Raw genomic sequence first — 23,781 nt, forward strand, 5'->3', positions numbered from 1 at the left:
GGACTATCGGATGTTGAAAAAAACCGCATTGGCGACCTTTGTCGTCACCTCGATGTTTGCGCTGACGGCGAATGCCCAGATCGGGCAGGCGCAGACGTTCAAGTCAGAGTTGGGCCCCGTTACAGCCACACCTGTGGTGCAGGGGCTAGACCATCCTTGGGCGCTGGCGTTTTTGCCCGATAAAAAAGGCATGCTGGTCACTGAGCGCCCCGGCCACCTGCGTTGGGTGAACCCTGAGGGCAAGCTGTCGGCACCGTTGGCGGGCGTGCCCAAGGTCTGGGCCAAAGGGCAGGGCGGTTTGCTGGATGTGGTCTTGTCCCCGGACTTTGCCAACGATCGACTGGTTTACCTGTCATTCGCCGAAGAGGGCCAGGACGGCAACGCAGGCACGGCGGTCGGGCGCGGGCGTTTGTCCGATGACATGAGTTCGCTGAGCGACTTCAAGGTGATTTTCCGTCAGGAGCCCAAGCTCTCAACCGGCAATCATTTTGGCTCACGGCTGGTCTTTGATCGCGACGGTTACCTGTTTATCGCGCTGGGCGAAAACAACCAGCGTTCCACTTCTCAACACCTCGACAAGTTGCAGGGCAAAGTGGTGCGCATCTACCCGGACGGGCGCATCCCCGAGGACAACCCGTTTGTCGGGCAAAAAGGCGCCAGGCCCGAGATTTGGTCTTATGGCCACCGTAACCAGCAGGGCGCAGCCCTGAACCCCTGGACGGGCACACTCTGGACCCATGAGCACGGGCCAAAGGGCGGCGACGAAATCAACCTGATCGAGCGCGGTCAAAACTACGGCTGGCCACTGGCGACTCACGGCATTGATTACTCATCTAAGCCGATTCCGGAGGCCAAGGGCAAAGTGGTCGAAGGCACGGTTGCGCCTTATCACGTGTGGGAGAAGTCGCCCGGGATCAGCGGGATGACATTTTATGACGGTGAGCGTTTCAAGCCTTGGCAGCACAACCTGTTTATCGGTGCCCTGGCGGACAAAGATGTGATCCGTCTACAGCTGGACGGGGACAAAGTAGTGCACGAGGAACGTCTGCTGGGTGGCTTGAAGGCGAGAATTCGTGATGTTCGCCAAGGGCCGGACGGTTACGTGTACGTACTGACCGATGAGGACAAAGGCGCGGTGTATCGCGTCGGCCTGGAGTAACCGAAGGGTCGGGCGAGCAGACGCATGCCTGCTCGCCTGAAGGCTTGCGTAGGGATTACTCAGCGGTCGCTTGCTTGATCTGTTTGGACGCGGACCAGATCCGGTAGCGCACTTCAACGCCTTTAGGGACGTAGAGCACTATCGGCAATTTGCTGTTGTAACGCAGCATGAAGCCATCACCCACCACCGGCACAAAGTCGGGGTGCGGCTTGCCGTCAGGGCAGGCCATCATGGTGCTCAACGGGCCGCTGACCTTATCGAGGCGGTACATCGGATAGCCCCAGCCCTTGAGGGTTTTTTCTTGCAGCTTGCCGGTCAGCCGCTGCTGGTTGCAATCAACCTGGAGCGTCTTGCCGGCAATGATCTGGACCTTGTAATCCTCTTCGTTCTTTTGCGACGGCAGGCGAATGACCTGACGAGTGAAGCCCGCATCGGCTTTAGGGTAAGGTGCCACATCTTCCAGTTTGGCGGCGTTGGCCACGCTGCACAGCGTACTCAACGAGAGGGTCAGGGCCGCGCTGATAACGAGTGGTTTCATGCTGCTTCCTTTTTCGAACTTAAACATACGCATCCGTAAACACATTGCAGACGCACCGGGATGAGGCAATTTTTGCCATGAGCGGGAACAGGATGCAAATTGTGCCGTCATATAAAGCAGAATTTGCTGACAAGACATAATTGATACGTTGTGTCAGGACAATTGCTTCGCGCCAATGTCGAAGTGCCAGTAAACTGCGGTTTTTCCTCCGAATCATTTCTTTTTGAGGTTTTGCATGACACTCAGTCCTCTTGCGGGCAAACCGGCTCCAGCTCAATTGCTGGTCGATATTCCGCGACTGGTGACCGCTTACTACACCGGTCAACCCGATGCAGCGATTGCCACCCAGCGAGTCGCTTTTGGAACATCCGGGCACCGCGGCAGCTCGTTTGAGCTGAGCTTCAATGAGTGGCATGTTCTGGCAATCAGTCAGGCCATTTGCCTGTACCGCCAGTTCAAAGGGATCAATGGTCCGCTGTTTGTCGGTATCGACACCCACGCCTTGTCCACCCCAGCGGGTGCCAGCGCGCTGGAAGTTTTCGCGGCCAATGGTGTCGACACCATGATCGCTGCGAACGACGAATACACCCCGACGCCTGCCATTTCCCACGCCATTATTTGCTACAACCGTGGCCGCACTACCGGGCTGGCTGATGGCGTGGTGATTACGCCTTCGCACAACCCGCCGGAAAGCGGCGGTTTCAAGTACAACCCGCCTAACGGTGGCCCGGCCGACACCGATGTCACCAAGTGGATCGAAGCCAAGGCCAACGAACTGCTGGCCGCCAAACTCGCCGGTGTCAAACGCATCAGCTATGAGCAGGCGCTCAAAGCCAGCAACACGCACCGCCACGACTACCTGAACAGCTATGTCGCAGACCTTAAAAACGTCATCGACATGGACACCCTGCGCGGGGCCAACCTGCGCCTGGGCGTAGACCCGCTGGGCGGTGCCGGTGTGCGTTACTGGTCGGCAATCGGCGAGCACTACGGGTTGAACCTCGAAGTGGTCAACACCGAGGTCGATCCAACCTTCCGCTTTATGTGCGTGGACTGGGATGGCCGCATCCGCATGGACCCGTCCTCCAGCCACGCAATGCAAGGGCTGATCGGCCTTAAAGAACGTTTTGACGTGGCTTTCGCCTGTGACCCGGACCACGATCGCCACGGCATCGTGACCCCGTCTGGCGGTCTGTTGGCGCCTAACAACTACCTGGCCGTGGCCATTGACTACCTGTTCCAGAACCGTCCGCACTGGCGTGCCGATGCGGCTGTAGGCAAAACCGTGGTCAGCAGCGGTTTGATTGACCGTGTGGCAGCGCGTTTGGGTCGTCGCCTGTACGAAGTGCCGGTCGGTTTCAAATGGTTTGCCGATGGCCTGTTTGACGGCTCGCTGGGCTTTGGTGGTGAAGAAAGCGCCGGGGCTTCGTTCTTGCGCCTGGACGGCACGGTGTGGTCGACGGACAAGGACGGCTTGATCCCTGCGCTGCTGGCCGGCGAGATGACCGCTCGTACGGGTCGTGACCCTTCGCAGCTGTATCAGAAAATGACTGAAGACCTCGGTTTGCCGTTCTCAACCCGTGTCGACGCCAAGGCCACCCCGCAACAGAAAGCCCTACTGGGCAAGCTGTCGCCGGAGCAAGTCAAGTCGACGACTTTGGCGGGCGAAGCGATTACCCAGATCCTCAGCCATGCACCGGGCAATAACCAGCCAATCGGTGGGCTCAAGGTGATGACCGAGAATGGCTGGTTTGCTGCACGCCCGTCGGGTACCGAAGACATCTACAAGATCTACGCTGAAAGCTTTGTCAGCGACGAGCACCTCGGCCGTCTGGTCGCAGAAGCTCAAGTGCTGGTTGATAACGCCATCGCGTAAAAATCAGTACCTGTAAAAAAGGCTGGCCCCGCAAGGGGCCAGCCTTTTTTACGGCTCTTAGAAAAGACTCGTGCTACACCGCGCACGGTGCCTCAAGTTCCTGACACACGTCCACCCAATGGGCATTCACCAGTTGTGCCATACGGGTCGGGCTGATGCGCACGGCCGAGTTCGTGGTGCCAGCGGCGGGCATGACTTCGCTGAACGCCTGCAGAGAAATATCGCAATACACCGGCAGATCAGTGGCCAGGCCGAACGGGCAGACGCCGCCCACCGGGTGGCTGGTCAGTGCAACCACTGTCTCGGCATCAAGCATCTTGGCCTTGCTGCCCAGCGCGTTCTTGATCTTCTTGTTATCAATACGCGCATCGCCACGGGCCACCAACAATACATTCTGCTCACCCACGCGAAAGGCCAGGGTCTTGGCAATTTGCCCCGGTTCAACGCCATGGGCTTCAGCCGCCAAGGCAACGGTCGCGGTGCTGGTGGCCAATTCGATGATGTGCAAGTCAGGGGCGTTGGCGCTGAAGAAAGCGCGTACGGATTCAAGGCTCATAAGGTTCTGCTCGCTGGGCAAAACCTCGAATCTAGTAAAGCCGGAGGCGCACTGTCAATGCGCCATCCGGTAGAGGCGGGTCAGATGTCCAGGACGATCTTGCCGAAATGCTGATTGGTTTCCTGGTATTTGAACGCGTCAACTATCTCGCTCAGCGGGAAGTGGCGATCAATAATCGGACGCATGCCAGCGGCATTGATGGCACGGACCATGTCTTGTTGCTGAGTGCGGCTGCCGACCAGTACGCCTTGCAGGCGTACTTGCTTGATCAGTGCAGGCACGAAGTTCATGGCGCCCGAGACGCCGCTCAAAATACCGATCACCGAGATATGACCGGCCACGCGCACGGCAATCATCGACTGCTCAAGCGTTGATGGGCCGCCAACTTCAATCACGTGGTCGACACCACGGCCGCCGGTCAATGCGCGCGCCGTTTCGCCCCAGTTTGTGTCTTTGCGGTAGTTGATCACGTGGTCCGCGCCCAGCGCTTTAAGGCGCTCAAGCTTTGCGTCGCTGGAGGAGGTGGCGATCACGGTGGCGCCGGCCATTTTGGCGAATTGCAGGGCGAAAATAGAAACGCCACCCGTGCCTTGTACCAATACCGTATCGCCAGGTTTGAGCGAATCATCGGCCATCAGTGCGCGCCAGGCGGTCAGCCCGGCCGTGGTCAGTGTCGCGGCCTCTGCGTGGCTGTAGCCGACAGGGGCGAGGGTGAAAGCGGTGGCCTTGGCGGTTACTTTCTCACGGGCATAACCGTCAATACCGTCACCCGGCACAGTGACGAAACCTTCCACCAGCGGCGTGCCGTCAATCCATTCAGGGAAGAAGGTGCTGACCACGGAGTCGCCAACCTTGAACTCGCTGACACCAGCGCCAACAGCAACCACTTCGCCCGCGCCGTCGGCCATCGGAATGCGTTGTTCAGTTGGACCCCACATGCCGCTCACGACCGCGAAGTCATGGTAGTTCAGTGAGTTGGCGTGCAGGCGCACGGTGATTTCGTCATTCGCCGGCGCGCGCACGTCGCTGCTGCCGATCACTACATTTTGATAGCCGCCGCCAGGTTGGACGAAAATGGTTTTGTTGCTCATGGGGCTTCCTCATGTTTTTACATTCCGCGAAATAACGAAATGATTGGTTAAAAATTACAACTCGATTTTCAGCCTAGCTGCAAAGTCAGCAATCGCCTGTTCATTGCGTCGATAGTAGGTCCACTTGCCGATGCGCGTGGTCAGCACAAAGCCTGCACGTTGCAAAATCGCCAAATGGGCAGACGCTGTAGAAGGGGACAACCTGGCCTTGTGCTGCAAATGCGTCACGCACACACCAATCGCAGGATCACCATGGTCCTGGGGCGGGAAATGCGTGAGAGGGGCTTTGAGCCACTGCATCATTTGCATGCGGGTGTCATTGCCCAAGGCTTTAAGCTGTTCGAGAATCATGGGCCGCGATATTACGCTTTTTAACGAAATGATCAACCGGTCTTGGCCCGCGACAACGGGACGCAGGCAGGCCGCAAGTTTTGCAATTGCAGGTTCATTCCTGTATTTGTTTCGCCATCGAGCCTGGGTCAAGGCTCTACTGTTTTGCCGTTCGTTTTATGAACCTGCCCTTCAGGAACCATGATGCCTAACCAGTTCCCCTCTGTTCGTCCCCGTCGTCTGCGCCGTAACCAAACCTTGCGCGACATGTTCCAGGAAACCGAATTCAGCTTGAACGACCTGGTGCTGCCGATTTTCGTCGAAGAAGAAATCGACGACTTTGTGCCCATCACCAGCATGCCGGGCGTGATGCGTATTCCTGAGTCGAAACTGGCAGGCGAGATTGAGCGGTATGCTCGCGCGGGTATCAAGTCGGTGATGGCGTTCGGTGTGTCGCACCACCTGGACGCGACGGGCAGCGATTCCTGGCGTGAGGATGGCCTGGTTTCGCGTATGGCGCGGATCTGCAAGGACGCCGCCCCGGAAATGATCGTGATGAGCGATACCTGTTTTTGCGAGTACACCTCTCACGGCCACTGCGGTGTGATGCACGACCACGGCGTGGACAACGATGCGACCCTGATCAACCTGGGCAAGCAAGCCGTTGCTGCCGCTGCTGCTGGCGCCGACTTCATTTCGCCTTCGGCCGCCATGGACGGTCAGGTGCAAGCGATCCGCTCAGCGCTGGACGCTGCCGGCTTTATCGACACCTCGATCATGGCCTACTCCACCAAGTTTGCGTCGGCACTCTACGGCCCGTTCCGTGAAGCGGGCGGCAGTGCCTTGAAAGGTGATCGCAAGTCTTACCAGATGAACCCGATGAACCGCCGCGAGGCCATCCGCGAGTCGTTGCTCGACGAACAGGAAGGCGCTGATGTGCTGATGGTGAAACCTGCTGGCGCGTACCTGGACATCATTCGTGATGTTCGCGAAGCCTCGCGTCTGCCGTTGGCGGCTTATCAGGTCAGCGGTGAGTACGCGATGATCAAGTTCGGCGCCCAGGCCGGTGCCATTGATGAAGCCCGCGTGGTACGTGAAACCCTCGGCTCGATCAAACGTGCCGGCGCCGACATGATCCTCACCTACTTTGCGATGGACCTTGCCCTGCAAGGTATTTGATTGAGCTGAGAGAAGACGGCCTGCGATCTTTTGAACATCAAAAGATCGCAGGCCGTTATTACCTCAACGCAACCGGAACACACGCCTCGGGTGTCTCGGGGCTCTTGCCTATCAAGCTGATCAAGCCGCACGCCAGTGAACCCCGCCATTGCAGGTAATCGTGCCCGCTGGCGTATTCAACGTGTTCAACCGGGTAGCCCTTGGCCTGCAAGACATTGCGCAGTTGGCGGTTGCTGTCGAGTATCCCGGCACCCGGCGAACCTGATTTGTCCTCAAACAAACCCGCCTGCAAATAAAAGCGCAACGGTAGCCGCGGGCTGGCCGCGTATTGGCGGGCGAGCCATTGGTCTTCAGTGTTCGGCGGGCTCCACCAGTACGAGCCGGACAAACTCAGCACATTGCCAAACAGTTCCAGGTGTTGCAGCCCAAGCCATGCCGAGGCCAGCCCGCCATAGCTGGAACCCGCGACCACTGTGTGTCTGGCGTCAGTGGCCAAACCTTGTTGCTTGGCCCACGGCATCAGCTCTTGCGCCATAAACCGGGCGAAATCCGCGTTGGGCGGCAGCTCCAAAGGGCGGGTTTCATCGCTCGGGTTGGCAATGATCAACGCTGCGGTTGGCGGGATCAGGCCGTCGGCAATCAAGTTGTCGAGAATTGTCGGCGTGGGCACTTGGCGCGTGTACGCGTGAGCATCGAACAGCACCAGCAAGCCCGGCTGCTGGTCGATATTTTTCCAGCCCGCCGGGCGATAGACGTAAACATCGCGGGTGTTGCCCAAAATCTCGCTTTTCAGGGATTCGCGCTCAACGCTGCCGGGCGCCACGTGCGCGCGTTTGTTCAGCCAGGGCTGGGGCGGGGCATCAGGCAGTTCCATGACCGAGCGGGTCAGGCTCGGCTCATATTTCTGGTTGCCGAAGCTGTGCGGGTTAAGCGGGTCGCGCTGAGCCGTGGCCAAGAGGGTCCGCCGATCGCCGGCCTCTGGCACGTCAGGGGCCAATTGATAACTCAATCGGGCGCTGGACGGCACCCGGTACGTGGCGTACCAGACGTCGCTGTCGCCCAGGCGCTCTAAGGCATCGTGGCCGCCGGAAGGCGAGCCGAACAGCCGCACATTTTGCCGGGCCCCGCGCCACAAAAACGTGACCAGACGCTCGTTGGGGCTGTCAGCCAGCGCTTCAACCAGTGGCGTGCCTTGTTGCTCGCGGTCTTTCCAGAACGCTTGGGTGGTGGCGCCCTGTTTCAGTTGCTCTGCCAAATGGCGCAAGGTCGGGCTGAGCAGGGCGGCCGGGGCGCGCTGTTGTTCGCTCAGCGCCAGCACCTGGCTCAAGGTGAGGGTGAACTCGGCCTGTGGGCGCGTCGCCAATTGTTCAGCGCGCAGCAGGTACTGGCCATCTTCGCGGGCGACGAACATAAAGTCCCGCGACAGGTCCGCGCCATCCACCAGCAGGCGCAGCGGATTACCCCGCGCGTCAAGTAGGCGCAGGCTGACATCGCCTGCCACCTTGCCCTGGACCAGATCACCGGCCTTGAGATCCAGGCTCCAACTGGGCTGCAGGGTTTTGGCAACACTTGCGCGCACGCTTTGGCCCTGGCTGAGCGGTTCGACCGCCAGGGCTGACGCGCAGGCCATGGCACTAAACAGGCAACCAAGGCTCCAGCGATTGAATGGACTCATGCTCACCTCAGAAGTCGATGCTGGTAGAGAGCTTCAGCGTGCGCGGTTCACTGACCGTAGCGAAGCCATCGTTAAAAACGCCTGCCCAGTAGGAACGGTTTTCAACGTTCTCCAGGCTGGCGCGCAACACCACGTCTTTGCTCAGGATGCGCGTGCTGTAACGCGCACCCAGGTCATAACGGGTCCATTGCGGGATTTTCAGGGTGTTGGCGTCATTCAGGTATTGCGAGCTGCTGTGAATGACCAGCGTGTTCAGGGTCAGGCCTTCGACCCACGGCGTGTCCCACTCGGCACCCAGGTTGGCCGACCACTTCGGCACGCCACGTGCGGTGTTGCCGTCCAGCGCGCCGTTAGCCGTGCGGGTCAGCTCGGCGTGGGTGTAAGTGACGCCGCCCAGCAGTCGCACCGATGGAATGATCGAACCGAACATGTTCCATTCCACACCACGGTTACGTTGCTTGCCGTCGTCGCTGTAGAGGTTGCTGGCCTTGTTGAGGATCAGGCTGGGTTTCTCGATCTGGAACGCACTCAACGTATGGGTAAATGTGCCCAGGTCCCATTTCACACCGGCTTCCACTTGCTTGGCTTTATACGGTTCGAACTGATCGCCGTAGTTGGCCGCCGTCACGTCACCGACGGTGTTGCCTTGGGTCAGGCCTTCGATGTAGTTGGCGTACAACGACACGGGCACATCCCAGGGTTTGATCACCAGGCCCACCGCCGGGGTGATGGCTTGCTCGTCGTAGGTTTTTGGCTTGCTCATCTGCTGGCGCACCCGTTGTGAACGAGCTCCCAACGTTAGCAGCACTTTGTCATCAGCGAAGGCCAGGGTGTCGGCAACGGCAAAACTGGAGAGGGTGTTGTCACCGGTTTTCGAGTTGGAGCCCGTGCGCCCGGCAATAATCGGCTTGCCGGGGTGGTAGATGTTGCTCGGGTAGCGTGCGCCGGTCACGGTGGGCGCCCGGCCAATGTTCTGGTGCAACAGGCTGGCGGTGAAGACCAGCTTGTGGTCGATGGGGCCTGTGGTCACATGCCCGCGAATACCAGCCTCGTAAGCGGTACTGGCGGTATAACCGGCCTGGTTGTAGGTTTCGCCAGTGGCGTCGCCCTTGTCATTATTGACCCGCAGGCGGGTGCCGTTAAGAAAGCCCTGGTAGCGGCTTTTCGAGCTACCGGCGCTGGCGAAGGTTGTCCAGTCGTCGTTGAGTTCATATTCGCCGCGCACAATCACGGCCTTGCTGATCTGCTTGGCGCTGATGCCTTTGAGGATGTTGGTGTCAGCTTTCGGCGCTTTCAGCACATGACCAATGTCGCTGAAGCCGACCATCATCGGGCTGCCGTTGATGGCGCGCTCGTGGGACTCATAAGCGTCCAGTGCAAGCTTCCAGCCGTCGCCACGATAATCCATGGCCAGCGAGGTGAGCGTGCGCTCCTTGGACTGTTTGTCGACGCCGGTGTCGCCGTCGCCGTACACGCCGTTAAAGCGAATGCCAAAGCGCTGTTCGTCGCCCAGGCGACGGCTGAAATCCAGGTGCTCGGCAAAATAGCCGTCAGACACATAACTGGTGGTCAGGCGGGTCAGCGGTTTTTCCCCGGCGCGTTTGGGCACCAGGTTAATCACGCCGCCCACGCCACCGCTGGGTGCCATGCCGGACAGCAGGGCGCCCGGACCTTTGAGTACTTCGACGCGGTCCAGAAATTCGGTCGGCACGTGGCCGTCCGGGGCCATGCCGTACAAGCCATTGAGTGCCAGTTCTGCCGAGTCGAGGGAAAAACCGCGGATCATGAAGTTCTCATACGCGTGACCTTCGCCGGTGCTGAAGCGGATCGACGGGTCGTTGCGCAGGACTGCTCCCACGGTGCCGCTTTGCTGGTTTTCGATGGTTTGCGCGGTGTAGGAGGTGATGTTGAACGGCGTGTCCATGATCTGGGTATCGCCCAGCAGCCCCAAGCGAGCACCGGTGGCCACCTGGCCGCCGCTGTAGGCTTCAGGCAAATCACTGGCGCCCAGGCCGGCACCGTTGACCCGGGTTTCACCCAGGTTCAGGGCGCCGTCAATCTGCGCCTGGCGCAGTACGATCACACCGTTTTCTTCGCTGGCGACCAGCCCGGTATTGGCCAACAAGTGCTGCAAGGCTTGATGCAGGGTGTACTGACCATTCAGTGGTTGCGCACTGCGCCCGGCGAGCAATTGGCTGTCGGCGGCAATGGCGACGCCCGCTTCACGGGCCAGGGTATGAACCGCAGCCTCCAGCGGCTGTGCGGGCAGGTTCAAGTTGAGCGGCGTGTTGCTGCCCGCCAGAGCGGTCCCGGCGCCGAACAGCAGAGAGCACGCCAGTGCCAGGCGGCTCAGTGGGGCGCGGTAAGGGGAGGCGTAATGCGACATGGTCAGTCCTGACTCGAGTGTAGTTATGGGTGAAGACGGACCTCGGCGCGTTTACCCCTCAAAAATAATTCAACGCAATTGCACATAAAGCTCACCGGCCTTGTTGACCAGTTGCACCGGCAGGATTCGCGGCAGCGTTTGCAGCAGCATCTGCGGTTTATCGCTGGGGAAACTGCCGGTCAGGCGCAAATGTGCGGCGTCGGCGCTGACCCGCACAGGACGGGTTGCGTAAGCGTTGTACTCAGCGAGCACTTCGGACAGCGGCGCATCGGTGTATGACCACCAGCCCTTGCGCCAGTTTTCAATATCCGGCCCGGCCTGGCGGTGCGGATTGAGCGCGATCACCTCGCCTTGGGCATTGAGGCTGACGTGCTGCCCGGCGGTGAGGATTTTTGCTTCCCCCTTGAGCCCTTGCACATGCACCCGGCCACGGGCCACCGCCACCTGAATACAGCCGCCACGGTCGCTGACACTGAACGCCGTGCCCAGCACCTTGATTTGGCCCAGTCGGGTATTGATGACGAAACTGCGCAAGGTTTCGTGGGCCACGTCGAAATACACGTTGCCGTGCAGCAGCATCACTTGGCGTTGAGCGTGACTGAACTCAACGCGCACGTTAGATTCAGCGGCCAGCAGCAGCTCGCTGCCATCGGGCAAGGTGACTGGACGCGACGGCTCGGCGTGTTCAGTCAGCAGCGACTGGGTGAAAGGTCTGGTTTCGCGCCACAGCCAGCTCAACCAGCCCGATGCGCCGATTACCGCCAGCAGCCCGGTGCCCTGGCGCAGCAGGCGGCGACGGCTCAGGTTGACCGGCTGCGACTGCACCGTGCCGCGCAACTGTGGCGTCAACCGATGGATCATTTGCCAGCGCCGTTCGGCCTCAAGCCAGGCATGTTCGTGTTCACTGCTTTGGCTGCGCCAGCGCGCCAGTTGCTTGTGGGCCTGCTCCACCCGCAAAGGGTCATCGCTATTGAGCTTGGCCAGATACGTCAGTGCCTGTTGCACCTTGCGCGCAGAGAGTGGCTCAGACATGACGGCAAGCCAGGCTCAGCTCAGACAGATCAAACACGGCCCGGGCGATGTGCAACTCAACTGACTTGGCCGACAGCCCAAGCTCCTCGCACACCTGGCGATGGCTATAGCCCTCCAGCCGTACCCGCACAAACACCTCACGGCGCAGGCGCGGCATGCGCTCGATGCGCTCGATCAAATGCTGCAACTGCTCGCGGGCAATGACGATTTCTTCAACGGTGGGGCTCAGCACATCGAGCCGGCTCATCCAGTCATCCAGCGCTGCCACCTCACTGCTGTGGCGGCGATATTGATCGATGCACAGATTGCGCGCCGCCTTGAACAACAGCGCCCGAGGATTGGCCACCGGGCTGTTCAACGCATGGGCATAGGCCTGGGCGAAACTGGACTGGGCAATATCCGCCGCATCGTCAGGGTTGCGCAAACGCCCGCACAAATAGCGGCGCAGCTCGGTGTAGCTGGCCAACAGATCGTCGACCACTGCGTTCAAAGAGGATGTGCAAGACGGGGTAAGGAATGACATGCAAAGCCGCTGGAGAGAGATGCTAATAGGAATTCGTATCATTCTCACATATGTGTAACTCTTTGTGCCAGCGTGTAATCGTGCCCCCAAGCCCGGTGGGAGCGGGCTTGCTCGCGATACGTACAACCCGGTGCGCCTGTTGACGCCGTGTCGAACCCATCGCGGGCAAGCCCGGCTCCCACAAAAGCTCTATTTCGAGAACACCACCGGCACTGTAAACCGCAGCTTGCTGCCTTCTGGCGGTCGCGGTACCGGTGAGGCGCGGTTGATCATGTCGAGGGTGGCGTTGTCCAGCTCGCTGAAGCCTGCTGAACGCACCACCGTGGCGCTTAGAACCTTGCCATTGTTGTCGATCTCAAACCGCAAGTAGGCCACGCCCCGGTCACCCCGATCGCGGGCGTTTTGCGGATAACGCTTGAAGCGCTCCAGGTGCGCCAGCAACTGCGCTTCCCATTGCACTTTCAACGCCGGATCAGCAGCGCCGCGCGATGACTCTGCTGCCGCAGTAGTTGCCGCCTTTTGCGCGTCGAGTTTAGGCGGGGCAGTGGTGGTCGACGACGCCGGCTGTTCTTCCTGTTTCTTTGGCGGCGCCTGAATCTCCGAGCCCTGTTGCGATGCGCTTTGATACGTCCCGTGGGCGGTGTCCTTGAAGGGCGATTTGGCCTGTTTGGCCGGTGACGGTTGCGGGGTGGGCGTGACTTTTTTTACCACCTCTTTGGGCGGTTTGGCCGATGGCGTGCTGATCTGTTTTTGCACCCGCTTGTCAGGCGCCACTTGCAGGTCTTGTTCGACCACTTGTGCCACGGGTACGGCGGCCAGTTCGATCATCATCGCCGCCGGTGCTGCCTCGGCCGAGGGGATCGGTGAAGTGTGCAACAGCCAGACGGTGATGCCCGTGTACACGCTCAGGGTCATCAGCGTGGCCACGCTCCAGAGCGTCTTGCGGGATTGGTTCAGGTAGGTCATGAGCTCATCAATAGTAATCAACGTAAAACGGGACGCCCGTGGGCATCCCGTGTTTTAACCACAGTCAGGTCAGAACTTGACCGTCAGGCCTGTGCGCAGCGTGCGCCCCGGTGCAGGCATAAAGCTTTGTGCCAGCGGGTCGAGGTAATACACGTTGGTCAGGTTTTGCACACCGAAGTCGATCTGCGTGCCCTTGTAGATTTCGTAGCTGGCAAACAGGTCGAAAATCGCCGATTGGCGGTAGTAGATCTGGTTGGTGGTAATGCCATCGTTCCACGGTTTGTTCAGCTTGGCGGTCGGTGCGCTGTTGTAGACCATGCGCCCACCGAGGACCAGATGGTTGTCAAACCAGCGGGTTCCGACGGTGGTGTTGACCGAGTACTTGGGCGGGTTCTGGGTGTTGGTGTACGACCCCGGGAAACCGCCGTCCACGCAGTTAGGCGTCGGCGTGCCGTCGTCGCGCAGTTTTTGCGCCAGGTCCGGCGCACAGGTTTTGGCGTTCAGGTAGTAGGTAGCGGACACGTCAGTGAACACGCGGCCCATGTCGTAGCTGGTCTGCAACTCGACGCCCTTGACCCTGAAGCTGTCAACGTTCTGCAGGTTGCCGGCGTAGATGTCCTGATAGTCGCGGGTGATGTAGTTTTCGATCTTGTTGTCGAAGTAAGCCAGTTTGGCTGCGGCGCTGTCGCCGTCCAGAAACACGTCGTTCTTCAGCGTGCTGGCGCCCACTTCCCAGTTCTTGCTGCGCTCAGGTTTCAGGTTGGCACCGGGCACGGCCGCAGTGAACAAGCCCAGGGTGGACTCGAACAGGCTTGGCATGCGCACGCCTTCGCTGTAGTTGAGGTACACGAAGCTGCTGTCGTTGATGTCGTACTTCACGCCGAATGAAGGCGTAAAGGCATGGTCGCGACGTTCGATCGGCTTGGCATAGCTGTAGCTGGTGGCGAACTTCTTCATCTCGGTGTCATTGGCTTCAAAGTTATCGTAGCCGGTGTCACCCACCGTGCCTTTTTCGTAAGGCGTGGCGTTGAGCGAGTCCTTGGTGAAGTTGCCTTGCTGGTCCGGGCGCCAGTACACATAACCGAAGCGGTCATTGCCTTTGTACAACCATGTCCAGCGAACCGGGCGGTTGGCAAAGGTTGCGGGGCTGGCCAACTGGTTGTGGTCTTTGCTGTGGAACTCGCTATAGCGTCCGCCCACGGTAAAGGTCAACGGCTTGATCGGTGCCCATTGCAGCGAGCTGACCAGGCTGCCTTCCTGGCGGTCGCCGCTGCGGATAAAGCGGTTTTGTTCGAGGTCAGATTGCAGCACCGGCGAGTTGTCGTCCGGGCGCAGTTTTTCGTTCTGGTAAGAGGCGCCATAGTTCCAGGCGAATTTGCCGACCTGTGTGTCGAAACGCGAGGTGTTGCTCACGTCGGTGCCCCAGCGCAGGTCTTTACTGCGGTTGAGCAAAGCGTCCTGATAACCGTCCGGGCTCAATTGATCCGGCTCATCAGCCCCGCCAAACAAGGGTGTCACGGTGCTCAAGCCGTTATAAGCCTTGCTCTGGGCCTTGGTCACCCAGGCGTTGGCGCTCAAGTCGATCAGCGGGTTGTCTTCAGGCTTGAAGGTGTAGCGTGCGGTGTAGGCGTTGATCCGCATGGTGCCGGGCTGCCACTGCGGCACGGTGCCGGTGGTGTTGCGGATGATGCGCGAGGGCATCACTTCGCCGTATTCGCCATCGGTCCAGCGATAGGCCAGCTCAAGGGCCTGATCCGGTGAAGGCTTGATGATGGTCTTGAGTAATACCGCTTTGGAGTCGGTGGAGGTGTTGAGCACTTCGTTGCCAGCCTTGAACACTTTGGCCGGGCCGTTGGCCTCTTCGGTTCTGTAGACGTACTGCTTGGTCGCCGGGTCCCAGCGCCGCACTTGCTTGAACACCTGGTAATCCTTGAAGCCCTTTTTACCGGCGTAGTAGTTGCCGCTTTCGCGCTGGGTGTAGGCCGCGACAAAATCGATGGTGTCACTGGTGCTGGCAAACGCCGCGCTGCCCGAATGCGCCTGCGGGTCGAAAATGCTGTTGCTGCCTTTGCGCGGGGTGGCGTTGTACTCGTGGGGGCGGTCGACGCTGTTGCTGGAGATATCGCCCTTGAGACGGAAACCGGTGGTTTCGCCGTCCTTGAGAATGTCTTTAGGTTGCAGGGTTTTCATCTTCACCATCCCACCGATGGCGCCCGCTGCGTCCGCGCCCAGGCTAGGGCCTTTGTCGACGGTGATATCGCTGATCAGGTCGGGGTCGATGTAGCTGCGTTGCTGCATGCCGCCGTAACCGCGATAGGCGTCAATCGCTTGCTGGCTGCCGTCGATGGTCACCGGTACGCGGCTCTGGCCCTGAATGCCACGGATGTTCACGTCCAGCGCGCCGCCGTTGCGGGTGTCACCGGTTTGCACGCCAGGCACACCCTTGAGAATGTCGGCCGGGGAGGAGCCGCGAAAGCGGTTGATGGTCTCGCCGGAGATGTACACGCTGGAGCCTGCCTGGGTGTAAACCTGTGCGGCCGGGCCGGTCAAGCGGCTGCTTTGGCCACCTTTGATGGTCACGGCGCCGAGCAGTTCAGATTCGTCCAGATCACCGTCCAGGCCGGTGCTGGCCTCGCTGCGCGGGCTGAGGATCAGGCTGCGTTGGCCGTCGATTTTCCAGTTGACCGGCGCATCGCCGAGCAACTGGCGCAAGGCCTGTTCGTTGCTGAAATTGCCGCGCACGGCAGGGGCTTGCAGACCATCTACCAGCCCGGCCGCCAGACCCAGTTGCAGATTGGCCTGACGCGCAAAAGCGCTGAGGGCGTTGGTCAGCGGCTGGGCCGGGATATCGAAGAAACGGGTAGCCTGATCACTCGGCTGCGCGCTGGGTTCTGCCGCCACCGCCGACGGCGGCTGGAAAATCGCGCTGTTGATTGCCACACACAGTACGGCCAGCGCCACCGGTACTTTGGAGTGCGCAACGTGTGATCGGTTACCCATGCTTCATCGCCTTTCGTTTTGGTATTACGAGTCATTCGCAATACAAGGAGCTACAAAGACGAACACCTTCAGGATTTTTTTCAGTGATAACGAAAATATTTTTCATTTAGCTTTTTTGGCAGTGCCAATGACCGTCAGCAGAGGCGAGTACTGACGCACTTCACCGCCAATCGGCGCGACCAGGGCTTGCAGTGCGCGCCGGGTATCGCGCATGTCGTAAAGGCCGGTCACGCGTTTGTTGGCCAGGGCCGGATCATTAATCACGATCCAGCCGCGCTGGTAGCGGTCGAGTTGTTCCACCACCTGGGCAACGCTGGCGTTTTCAAAAAACTGCGCGCCTTTGATCCAGCCCGCGACTTCATCAGGCATGACCAGAGATTGCGTGGCGTTGCCGGTGTTGCGGTCGATCCACAAACGCTGGCCTGCGCCTAGCCGATACTGTTTGTTGACGCCGACAGTGCCGTCGCGCACCTCGACACTCAGGCCAGCTTGGCGCTGTGCCACGTCGAAGGCGGTGCCCAAGACCCTGATCACGGCTTCTTCGCTGCGCACTTCAAACGGTTTGCTGGCGTCATGCACCACGTCGAAAAACACTTCGCCTTGCACCAGCGTGACCTGGCGCTGGTGATCGTCGAAGCTCACGTTAATCGCGCTTTGCGGCGCCAGGGTCAGGCGGCTGCCGTCACTCAGGGTGACCTCGCGGGTCTGCGCGGTCCCGGTGCTGTAATCCGCCCGCCAGTTCGGGCTCAGCACCAGCGCTGCGCACACCGCCAAGGCGCTGATGCAGGCTGCGGCCAGCAGCGGCAGGCGTGGGCGCGGTTTAAGCGTTGTGACGTTCGAAGGCGCCTGTGGCCATTGTTGCCCGGTGCTTGGGGAGTGCGAGCCGAGGGCTTCCCACGCACGATTGACCTGCGACCAGGCTTCAAAGTGCTCCTCGTGGCTGTGCAACCAGTGATCGAACTCTTCGAAACGCTCGGGTTGCTGTTGCAGGTCCAGCAGCCACTGGCCGGCGTCTTCCAGGCTTTGCGCCGAGACAGTCCGGGGCAGGGGGGCGTTATGCATACGGGCGTTCCTTACTGTGCGCGCTGTGGCCAGAGTCGTGGGTGGCGACGCTTGAGGCCAGGTGAACGATGGCATCCTTGACCAGGCGATGAGCGCTGGAAAGCGAGATTTTGAGATGATCGGCGGTTTGCTGCAATGTGAAACCACCCAGGCGATGCATCTCCACAGCGATGCGCATTTGCTCGGGCAGGCTGGCCAGCGTAGCAGCAATACGGCTGGCGTCATCACTGTGCACCACCCGTTGCTCGGGCGACAACTCGTGACCGGGGCGCATCCATTGTGGCGGCGACTGCTGCTGACGTTTCTCTGCGGCCTGGCGGCGAACGGCGTCCAGGGCCAGATTACGGACGATGCGATACAGATACGCCACGGGTTGCTCGACGACCTCTTCAGTACTGGCGCAAAAGCGCAAAAAGGCATCCTGCACCACATCTTCAGCGCGCGCGTGATCACCCACTACCACCTTGGCGTAGTTGATCAAAGCGATGCGATGTTCGAGATAGAGTTGCAGCCTGGCGTTGGAGTCGTTCACGGGAGAACTCAAAAATGATGAGCCTGAAAGCGCGGCGACGTTAATTTAGTTGAGAGTAATTATCAATACCGTTGTTTGTGTGGGAGTACCCGGCCTGCCACCAAACGGCTGCCCCGTCTTCGAATCCCCGCTATCGCGCAGCAAACAGGCCACCAAATATCTTCAGCATCTCCCAATCGGTTCCCTCTCCTTCGGGAGAGGGCTAGGGTGAGGGGGGGCTCTTGATGTGAGTACATATCCAGTACTGCGACGACGGACTTTTAGATCAAAAGATCGCGAGACAAGCTCGCTCCTACCGGTTTGTGGAGTATTTCAACGTCTTGAGCAAACCTGACCCGGTCACTGTAGGAGCGAGCTTGTCTCGCGATCTTGTGATCTGGTTTTTGATCTTGATCTACCCGCCCCTTCGGGAGGCCGAGTGGAGGTTTCGCGCAGTGGGTCTCCCGGCATGGATGCCGGGAGAGCCGCGATGGGCCATGGATGGCCCGTGGCGGCGTGCCCACGGAGCGGGACCGGAGCGAGGGAACCTGAGCGCAGCGAAGGCCGTACGCCGGGGCAAGGCCTTTTTGGGTACTTTTGTGGCTGTTTGACAAAAGTGCCTCGCTGTAAGAGCGAAACCCGTAAAAAGCCGTTATGCATCGAATGGATATGTACACAAGAAAGCATTACGGCTTCGTCGCAGTTGACTCACCACCTGAATCGCAGCCTTCGGCAGCGACTACAGGCTTAGAAGATCAAAAGATCGCGAGCAAGCTCGCTCCTACAGTGGCCGGGTCAGGTTGGTTGTAAGCGCCAGCCCAAAACGTTGAGCAGGTCGCAGCCGTCGCGCAGCAAGATCATGGCGGTGGTGGCGAGTTGTTTGAGGTCAAGGGCGTCGGCGTCCTGGACGTCGCGGCTGGAGAAGGTTTCCATCAATTGGGTTACCGCCAGTACGCGGGCGGCGGCGTTAGCGTGCAAGACGTCGAGCGGGGCGTTGCGGTCGATGAGCAAGGCGGGGATGGTGCAGTCGATGGCAGTAAGCGGGATGTACGCTGAATTAGTCATGGATGAATCTCTTAAATTTCACGGATTAAGCCATCTGTTTTCGTCGCCAAACGAAAACAGGTGGCCGCTGTACGCGGGTTGGCGAACCGGTAAATTTAAGCAAAACCCGGCAGACCCGAAGATCTCCCACGCACAGCTGCCATAAAGCACAGCGAGCAAAATACACGCTTAGCCAAATACAACAACCGTACTGCAAAAATTATTACGCCAAGTCGCCAAACCCGGTCGCCCATTTGGGCGAGCGCTGACTATAGGCGCCGTACTGCAGCCTCAGCAATTGGCAAAGCTGTGCGAAACATCCCGCAATTTTGTGGGCGTACACGACCTCTGTAGACGGGGCGGCCTCTACTGCACCGTGAATGAAATACGGGTCTGCACTGGCATTCAGGCAAGCCCGCCAGTTAAGGTGCTGCAATCCTTTCGCCTTCTACCAAGGATCTGTTGTGATGAATACACCGCGTACTGTTGTCGGCCCGATCAAGGCCGTGATTTTTGATATGGACGGGTTGTTGCTGGATACCGAAGGCATTTACTCCGAAGTCACGCAGATCGTCGTCGAACGTTATGGCCGCACGTATGACTGGAGCATCAAGCAGCACATCATCGGGCGCGGTGCCCAGGATCTGGCTGAGTACATTGTCAAAGCGCTGGATCTGCCGATTACCTGGCAAGAGTTCCTCAAGGCGCGCGAGCCGCTGATGGCCGGGTACTTTTCCAAGGCCCTCGCCATGCCGGGGGCTGAAGCGCTGGTGCGGCATTTGAAGGCGCACAACATCCCGATTGCCGTGGGCACCAGTTCAACCAGCAGCGGCTTTGGCCACAAAACCACGTTGCATCGCGACTGGTTTGCGCTGTTCGACACTATCGTGACGGCCGATGACCCAGAGGTGGGCGCCGCCAAACCCGCGCCCGACATCTTCTTGACCGCTGCCCGCCGCCTCGGCGTTGCACCGCAAGATTGCCTGGTATTTGAAGACTCGCCGTTTGGCGTAACGGCTGCCAAGGCCGCCAGCATGACTGCCATTGCTGTACCCGATGCCGCCATGCCCGACAGCAAGTACCACCACGCAGACCTGATTATTCGCCAGTTGCCAGAGTTTGATCTGGGCGCCTACGGTCTGCCGCCGCTGCGCTGATAGGCGAGCTGAATCGACACGGCGGTTACATCAACGCCAGGATACGTTGGCCCAGCGCTTGAGCGCTGGCCAGCGAGTCGATATTGGCGAAACCCAGCAGCAACCCTGAAGGCTTGTCCGTGCCTTGGTGCCATTCGCTCAAGGCTTCGGCAAATAGCCCGGCTTCGCGCATGCGCTGCACCATCAGGCTGTCTGCGCAGGACGCGTTGAGCCGCAGGATGAGGTGCATCCCGCCGGGGTTGGCATCAATGTGAATCCGCTCGCCAAGCACGCTTTTAAGCCCGTTCACCGCCATCGCCCGACGCTCGCTGTAGAGCTTGCGCATGCGCTGGATATGGCGCCCGAAATGCCCTTCAGCCATGAACGTCGCGACGATGGCCTGGTTTAATTCCGGGCAGCCGCCCTGGAAGGTCTTGCAGCTTTCCTCAAAACGCTCAACCAGCGCCGCAGGCACGACCACGTAGGCCAGGCGCATGCCCGGAAACAACACCTTGCTGAAGGTGCCGCTATAGAGCACGCGACCTTCACGGTCCAGGCTCTTGAGGGCGGGGAGCGGGCGGCTGACGTAGCGGTATTCGCCGTCGTAATCGTCCTCGACGATCCAGGCGTTTTGCTGGCTCGCCCACTCCAGCAACGCCAACCGCCGTGGCAATGAAAGCGACACGCACAAAGGGCTTTGATGCGCAGGGGTAACCACGGCGGCGCGGGCGTTATGGCCGATTTCAAGGGCCGTTGAAACTTGCAGGCCGTCTTGATCAACGGGCACCGCAACCGGCGTGATATGCAGGCTTTGCAGCAGGCGCCGGGTCGGCGGATAACCAGGGTCTTCGACCAACACGCGGTCGGCGGGTTTGAGCAGGGTGTGGGTGATCAGCGACAGCGTCTCCCGATAACCTGCGGTGACAAAAACTTGAGCCGGGGAGCAGGCGATGCCGCGCGCCACCTGCAAGTACGTGGCAATTGCTGCGCGCAGCGCCTGCAAGCCATAGACCGAAGGGTTGGCCATGTCTTGGGGCTGTGTGCCGCGCACGCAGCGGGCGCCGATTTGCGCCCATATTTTTCTGGGGAAGGCATCCAGCGCCGGCACGCCCATTTGAAACGGCAGCACTGCCGACTGTTGGCGGATTGTCTGATGGGGCGCTGCCTGCGCGATGGCGGAGGCGGGCGGTGATGAGCTTGTGCCGCTAATGCCGTCAGCCACTCGCGTGCCGGCCTGACCACAGGCCACCAGGTAGCCTTCAGAGGTGAGCAGGGAATAGGCGTTGTCGATGGTGCCACGGGCCAGCCCCAATTCTTTGGCCAGTGCGCGGGCTGCGGGCACGCGATCACCCGGCTTGAGCAGGCCGGCGTTGATGGCTTCGCGAAAGCGCCAATAGAGCTGACGGTAAATCGGCTCGCTGGAGGCGGGGTCAAGCGCCGATAAACTGGGGACAGAGGTTTGCATGGTGAGGCCTGCACGGGTGAGCACAATCATGGTCCAGCCATGGAGCTGAATCATGGCCCTTTGTGACAGGGCCAAGAAACCGCACTATGGCGCCACTCCACTTATCAATGCAAGGGCAGAACATGAGCACGCGTATCGACTACTCCAAAGCATCCCCTGAAGCCTTCAAAGCGTTCGGCGGTGTGCACGTTGCACTGCAAAACGGCGATCTCTCCAAAATGCTTATCGATCTGGTGTTCCTCCGGGTGTCGCAAATCAATGGCTGCGCTTACTGCATCGACTTGCACTCGCGGGACTTGCTCAAACTGGGCATGACTGTCGACAAGCTGTTGTTGGTGCCGGTGTGGCACGAAGCCCAGTCACTGTTTACCGCCCGTGAGCAAGCTGCACTGGCATGGGCCGAAAGCGTCACCCGGGTTGAGCAGACTGGCGTGCCTCAGGCTGACTATGACGCGGTAACTGCCGAATTCAACGATAAAGAGCTGGCTGAACTGACCTATGCCATCAGCCTGATGAATGCTTACAACCGACTGGGCGTGGCGTTCCGTATGGTGCCGACGGCAGCCAAAGGTTGAGATGAAATTGGCGAGTACGCCCTTGGCGTACTCGCTATTGTTGCAGTTTACGTTTACGAAATTCAGCCACTTTATGGCGGTTGCCACACAGCGCCATACTGCACCAACGGCGTTTGTGGGCCTTGGTGCGGTCATAAAACCACAGCACGCAGTCCGGGTGTTCGCAGGTGCGAATCAACTCGGCATCGGCATTCACCAGCAAGTCAGCGGCGGCTTCAGCGATCGGCGCCAAAAACTGTTCCGCCGTTTGCTGTTTGTGCAGGCGTTGCAGGCTGAGTTCGCCCGTTTCATTCCAGGCCAGTTGCGGGTAACTCACCGCCTTGCGCAAAAAGTTGTTCAGCGCAGCGGGATCCCCTTGCTGCCCCGCCTTACGTTGCTCCAGCAGATCACGAATCACTTCTCGCAGATGCCTTGCGGCTGTCAGCAGGGCGCCTTCCTCAAAATCGGGTATTTCCCCCGGCGCAAACCATTCAAGTCGCACGAGCCAGCGCTTGACGTCGGCATCGCTTTGCCAAAAGTCGACCGGTACAGCCTCGACATTGGCTCGGGTGTTGAGCATGTCCAGCACGGGATGGTCAGCCAGCACATACGGCTCAAGCGGTGGAGTGGCGGGGGTGGCGCTCATGGTCGGTCCTCGAAAAAGCTGGGCTATCGTAACCGTTAATGAGTGATCTGGGTAGTTACTTAATTAGATCGTGTAACCATAATAATTAATTTGACAGGTTACTGATTTGGGCGCAGCTTTTTAAAAGCTAACCCGAATATTTTATTTTAATGGTTACTTGAGGAGCGTCTGTATGCCCAATTCAAACCCCGTGGTGCGTTATAAACACATTGAGGCCGATGGTGTTCGTGTGTTCTATCGCGAGGCTGGTGATCCGTCGGCACCGGTGATGTTGTTGCTGCATGGTTTTCCCAGCTCATCACATATGTTCCGCGACCTGATCCCGTTGCTGGCGGCTCACTACCGGGTTATTGCGCCGGATTTGCCGGGCTTCGGTTTTACTGAAGTGCCTGAGGCGCGGGGCTACAGCTACAGCTTCGATAACCTGGCAATTACCATGGGGCATTTCGTCGATGCGTTGAAACTCACGCGGTATGCGCTGTATGTGTTTGATTACGGCGCGCCGGTGGGTTTTCGTCTGGCCGTGGCACAGCCGCAGCGAGTCAGTGCGCTGGTCTCGCAAAACGGCAATGTGTACCTCGAAGGGCTGGGCGATGCCTGGGCGCCGATTCGTGCGTATTGGGCCGAGCCGACGGCGGCTAATCGTGAGGTTATCCGCAACGCGGTACTGAGCCTGGAAGGCACGCGTTATCAGTATCTGCACGGCGTTGAAAGGCCAGAACTGGTGGCCCCGGAGTCATGGATGCTGGACCTGCTGTTGATGCAGCGGCCGGGCAATGACGACATCCAGCTGGACCTGTTTCTCGACTACCGCAACAACTTGACCCTGTACCCGCAGTTTCAGGCGTTTTTCAAGGCTGCCCAGGTGCCGACGCTGGTGATTTGGGGCAAGCACGATCCGTTTTTCATCCCGCCGGGGGCTCACGCCTATAAAACCGATAACCCCAACGCGGTGGTGGAATTGCTGGACACCGGCCACTTTGCTCTCGAGACCCACGCCGAGCACATCGCCCAGCGGATTTTGGCGGTGCTGCCACGGGGTTGAACCTTGA

At 59.6% G+C, this 23,781-nt stretch carries 21 protein-coding genes; 6 read left to right on the top strand and 15 right to left on the bottom strand.

Annotated elements, in window-relative coordinates; genetic code table 11:
- Positions 1-10 precede the first annotated feature (10 nt).
- Positions 11-1,159, top strand: a complete 1,149-nt coding sequence (locus ACJJU9_RS10905; RefSeq protein WP_407730703.1) for a PQQ-dependent sugar dehydrogenase — start codon at positions 11-13, stop codon at positions 1,157-1,159.
- A 55-nt stretch (positions 1,160-1,214) separates the two neighbouring features.
- On the opposite strand, the gene eco is transcribed toward ACJJU9_RS10905, so the two are convergent.
- Positions 1,215-1,697 carry a serine protease inhibitor ecotin gene (gene eco, locus ACJJU9_RS10910; RefSeq protein WP_048370392.1) on the bottom strand — a complete coding sequence of 161 codons (483 nt, stop codon included), beginning with the start codon at positions 1,695-1,697 and terminating at the stop codon, positions 1,215-1,217.
- A gap of 235 nt (positions 1,698-1,932) precedes the next feature.
- On the opposite strand from eco, the gene pgm reads away from it, so the two are divergent.
- Positions 1,933-3,573: a phosphoglucomutase (alpha-D-glucose-1,6-bisphosphate-dependent) gene (gene pgm / locus ACJJU9_RS10915; RefSeq protein ID WP_407730704.1), complete on the top strand. Its 1,641-nt coding sequence runs from the start codon at positions 1,933-1,935 to the stop codon at positions 3,571-3,573.
- A 73-nt stretch (positions 3,574-3,646) separates the two neighbouring features.
- Here pgm and ACJJU9_RS10920 read toward each other — a convergent pair whose 3' ends face one another.
- The 3 genes from ACJJU9_RS10920 to ACJJU9_RS10930 form a co-directional block, all read right to left on the bottom strand.
- Complete coding sequence (locus ACJJU9_RS10920; RefSeq protein WP_407730705.1) at positions 3,647-4,129, bottom strand: YbaK/EbsC family protein; 483 nt, start codon at positions 4,127-4,129, stop codon at positions 3,647-3,649.
- 80 nt (positions 4,130-4,209) lie between these two features.
- A complete protein-coding gene (locus tag ACJJU9_RS10925) occupies positions 4,210-5,220 on the bottom strand; it encodes a zinc-dependent alcohol dehydrogenase family protein (RefSeq protein ID WP_407730706.1) in 1,011 nt (336 codons plus the stop codon).
- Between the two features lie 54 nt (positions 5,221-5,274).
- Positions 5,275-5,571 (bottom strand): helix-turn-helix transcriptional regulator, encoded by a 297-nt coding sequence (locus ACJJU9_RS10930; protein ID WP_048387864.1) that lies wholly within the window; start codon positions 5,569-5,571, stop codon positions 5,275-5,277.
- Between the two features lie 183 nt (positions 5,572-5,754).
- Here ACJJU9_RS10930 and hemB point away from each other — a divergent pair, with 183 nt between their 5' ends.
- On the top strand, positions 5,755-6,729 hold the full coding sequence (gene hemB, locus ACJJU9_RS10935) for a porphobilinogen synthase (protein WP_048370157.1): 975 nt from the start codon (positions 5,755-5,757) through the stop codon (positions 6,727-6,729).
- Between the two features lie 58 nt (positions 6,730-6,787).
- Here hemB and ACJJU9_RS10940 read toward each other — a convergent pair whose 3' ends face one another.
- The 9 genes from ACJJU9_RS10940 to ACJJU9_RS10980 form a co-directional block, all read right to left on the bottom strand.
- A complete protein-coding gene (locus ACJJU9_RS10940) occupies positions 6,788-8,404 on the bottom strand; it encodes an alpha/beta hydrolase (RefSeq protein ID WP_407730707.1) in 1,617 nt (538 codons plus the stop codon).
- Between the two features lie 7 nt (positions 8,405-8,411).
- Positions 8,412-10,790, bottom strand: a complete 2,379-nt coding sequence (locus ACJJU9_RS10945) for a TonB-dependent siderophore receptor (RefSeq protein WP_407730708.1) — start codon at positions 10,788-10,790, stop codon at positions 8,412-8,414.
- Between the two features lie 69 nt (positions 10,791-10,859).
- Complete coding sequence (locus ACJJU9_RS10950) at positions 10,860-11,822, bottom strand: FecR family protein (RefSeq protein WP_407730709.1); 963 nt, start codon at positions 11,820-11,822, stop codon at positions 10,860-10,862.
- On the bottom strand, positions 11,815-12,345 hold the full coding sequence (locus tag ACJJU9_RS10955; RefSeq protein ID WP_153333030.1) for an RNA polymerase sigma factor: 531 nt from the start codon (positions 12,343-12,345) through the stop codon (positions 11,815-11,817). The genes ACJJU9_RS10950 and ACJJU9_RS10955 overlap by 8 nt, the downstream gene beginning before the upstream one ends.
- Positions 12,346-12,534: 189 nt before the next feature.
- Positions 12,535-13,311, bottom strand: a complete 777-nt coding sequence (locus ACJJU9_RS10960; protein WP_407730710.1) for a TonB family protein — start codon at positions 13,309-13,311, stop codon at positions 12,535-12,537.
- A gap of 69 nt (positions 13,312-13,380) precedes the next feature.
- On the bottom strand, positions 13,381-16,311 hold the full coding sequence (locus tag ACJJU9_RS10965; protein WP_407730711.1) for a TonB-dependent receptor domain-containing protein: 2,931 nt from the start codon (positions 16,309-16,311) through the stop codon (positions 13,381-13,383).
- 102 nt (positions 16,312-16,413) lie between these two features.
- A complete protein-coding gene (locus ACJJU9_RS10970; protein ID WP_407730712.1) occupies positions 16,414-17,373 on the bottom strand; it encodes a FecR family protein in 960 nt (319 codons plus the stop codon).
- Positions 17,366-17,905 carry a sigma-70 family RNA polymerase sigma factor gene (locus ACJJU9_RS10975; protein ID WP_314918491.1) on the bottom strand — a complete coding sequence of 180 codons (540 nt, stop codon included), beginning with the start codon at positions 17,903-17,905 and terminating at the stop codon, positions 17,366-17,368. The genes ACJJU9_RS10970 and ACJJU9_RS10975 overlap by 8 nt, the downstream gene beginning before the upstream one ends.
- A gap of 774 nt (positions 17,906-18,679) precedes the next feature.
- Complete coding sequence (locus ACJJU9_RS10980; RefSeq protein ID WP_153433090.1) at positions 18,680-18,949, bottom strand: short-chain dehydrogenase; 270 nt, start codon at positions 18,947-18,949, stop codon at positions 18,680-18,682.
- 446 nt (positions 18,950-19,395) lie between these two features.
- Here ACJJU9_RS10980 and ACJJU9_RS10985 point away from each other — a divergent pair, with 446 nt between their 5' ends.
- Complete coding sequence (locus ACJJU9_RS10985) at positions 19,396-20,085, top strand: HAD-IA family hydrolase (RefSeq protein ID WP_407730713.1); 690 nt, start codon at positions 19,396-19,398, stop codon at positions 20,083-20,085.
- A gap of 25 nt (positions 20,086-20,110) precedes the next feature.
- On the opposite strand, the gene ACJJU9_RS10990 is transcribed toward ACJJU9_RS10985, so the two are convergent.
- Positions 20,111-21,529: a PLP-dependent aminotransferase family protein gene (locus ACJJU9_RS10990; protein ID WP_407730978.1), complete on the bottom strand. Its 1,419-nt coding sequence runs from the start codon at positions 21,527-21,529 to the stop codon at positions 20,111-20,113.
- A gap of 122 nt (positions 21,530-21,651) precedes the next feature.
- Here ACJJU9_RS10990 and ACJJU9_RS10995 point away from each other — a divergent pair, with 122 nt between their 5' ends.
- On the top strand, positions 21,652-22,104 hold the full coding sequence (locus tag ACJJU9_RS10995; protein ID WP_123749521.1) for a carboxymuconolactone decarboxylase family protein: 453 nt from the start codon (positions 21,652-21,654) through the stop codon (positions 22,102-22,104).
- A gap of 34 nt (positions 22,105-22,138) precedes the next feature.
- On the opposite strand, the gene ACJJU9_RS11000 is transcribed toward ACJJU9_RS10995, so the two are convergent.
- Positions 22,139-22,729 (bottom strand): CGNR zinc finger domain-containing protein, encoded by a 591-nt coding sequence (locus ACJJU9_RS11000; RefSeq protein ID WP_407730714.1) that lies wholly within the window; start codon positions 22,727-22,729, stop codon positions 22,139-22,141.
- Between the two features lie 172 nt (positions 22,730-22,901).
- Here ACJJU9_RS11000 and ACJJU9_RS11005 point away from each other — a divergent pair, with 172 nt between their 5' ends.
- The gene (locus ACJJU9_RS11005) at positions 22,902-23,774 is read left to right on the top strand and encodes an alpha/beta fold hydrolase (RefSeq protein ID WP_407730715.1); all 873 of its coding nucleotides are present in this window, start codon (positions 22,902-22,904) and stop codon (positions 23,772-23,774) included.
- The last annotated feature ends 7 nt before the right edge of the window (positions 23,775-23,781 follow it).

This window comes from Pseudomonas helleri (assembly GCF_045830615.1).
In the GTDB taxonomy this organism is placed as follows: domain Bacteria; phylum Pseudomonadota; class Gammaproteobacteria; order Pseudomonadales; family Pseudomonadaceae; genus Aquipseudomonas; species Aquipseudomonas helleri.

Excerpts from the sequence above, each read along its gene's own strand:
- ACJJU9_RS10905 (WP_407730703.1), top strand. The coding sequence starts at position 11 with ATGTTGAAAAAAACCGCATTGGCGACCTTTGTCGTCACCTCGATGTTT.
- eco (WP_048370392.1), bottom strand. The coding sequence starts at position 1,697 with ATGAAACCACTCGTTATCAGCGCGGCCCTGACCCTCTCGTTGAGTACG.
- pgm (WP_407730704.1), top strand. The coding sequence starts at position 1,933 with ATGACACTCAGTCCTCTTGCGGGCAAACCGGCTCCAGCTCAATTGCTG.
- ACJJU9_RS10920 (WP_407730705.1), bottom strand. The coding sequence starts at position 4,129 with ATGAGCCTTGAATCCGTACGCGCTTTCTTCAGCGCCAACGCCCCTGAC.
- ACJJU9_RS10925 (WP_407730706.1), bottom strand. The coding sequence starts at position 5,220 with ATGAGCAACAAAACCATTTTCGTCCAACCTGGCGGCGGCTATCAAAAT.
- ACJJU9_RS10930 (WP_048387864.1), bottom strand. The coding sequence starts at position 5,571 with ATGATTCTCGAACAGCTTAAAGCCTTGGGCAATGACACCCGCATGCAA.
- hemB (WP_048370157.1), top strand. The coding sequence starts at position 5,755 with ATGCCTAACCAGTTCCCCTCTGTTCGTCCCCGTCGTCTGCGCCGTAAC.
- ACJJU9_RS10940 (WP_407730707.1), bottom strand. The coding sequence starts at position 8,404 with ATGAGTCCATTCAATCGCTGGAGCCTTGGTTGCCTGTTTAGTGCCATG.
- ACJJU9_RS10945 (WP_407730708.1), bottom strand. The coding sequence starts at position 10,790 with ATGTCGCATTACGCCTCCCCTTACCGCGCCCCACTGAGCCGCCTGGCA.
- ACJJU9_RS10950 (WP_407730709.1), bottom strand. The coding sequence starts at position 11,822 with ATGTCTGAGCCACTCTCTGCGCGCAAGGTGCAACAGGCACTGACGTAT.
- ACJJU9_RS10955 (WP_153333030.1), bottom strand. The coding sequence starts at position 12,345 with ATGTCATTCCTTACCCCGTCTTGCACATCCTCTTTGAACGCAGTGGTC.
- ACJJU9_RS10960 (WP_407730710.1), bottom strand. The coding sequence starts at position 13,311 with ATGACCTACCTGAACCAATCCCGCAAGACGCTCTGGAGCGTGGCCACG.
- ACJJU9_RS10965 (WP_407730711.1), bottom strand. The coding sequence starts at position 16,311 with ATGGGTAACCGATCACACGTTGCGCACTCCAAAGTACCGGTGGCGCTG.
- ACJJU9_RS10970 (WP_407730712.1), bottom strand. The coding sequence starts at position 17,373 with ATGCATAACGCCCCCCTGCCCCGGACTGTCTCGGCGCAAAGCCTGGAA.
- ACJJU9_RS10980 (WP_153433090.1), bottom strand. The coding sequence starts at position 18,949 with ATGACTAATTCAGCGTACATCCCGCTTACTGCCATCGACTGCACCATC.
- ACJJU9_RS10985 (WP_407730713.1), top strand. The coding sequence starts at position 19,396 with ATGAATACACCGCGTACTGTTGTCGGCCCGATCAAGGCCGTGATTTTT.
- ACJJU9_RS10990 (WP_407730978.1), bottom strand. The coding sequence starts at position 21,529 with ATGCAAACCTCTGTCCCCAGTTTATCGGCGCTTGACCCCGCCTCCAGC.
- ACJJU9_RS10995 (WP_123749521.1), top strand. The coding sequence starts at position 21,652 with ATGAGCACGCGTATCGACTACTCCAAAGCATCCCCTGAAGCCTTCAAA.
- ACJJU9_RS11000 (WP_407730714.1), bottom strand. The coding sequence starts at position 22,729 with ATGAGCGCCACCCCCGCCACTCCACCGCTTGAGCCGTATGTGCTGGCT.
- ACJJU9_RS11005 (WP_407730715.1), top strand. The coding sequence starts at position 22,902 with ATGCCCAATTCAAACCCCGTGGTGCGTTATAAACACATTGAGGCCGAT.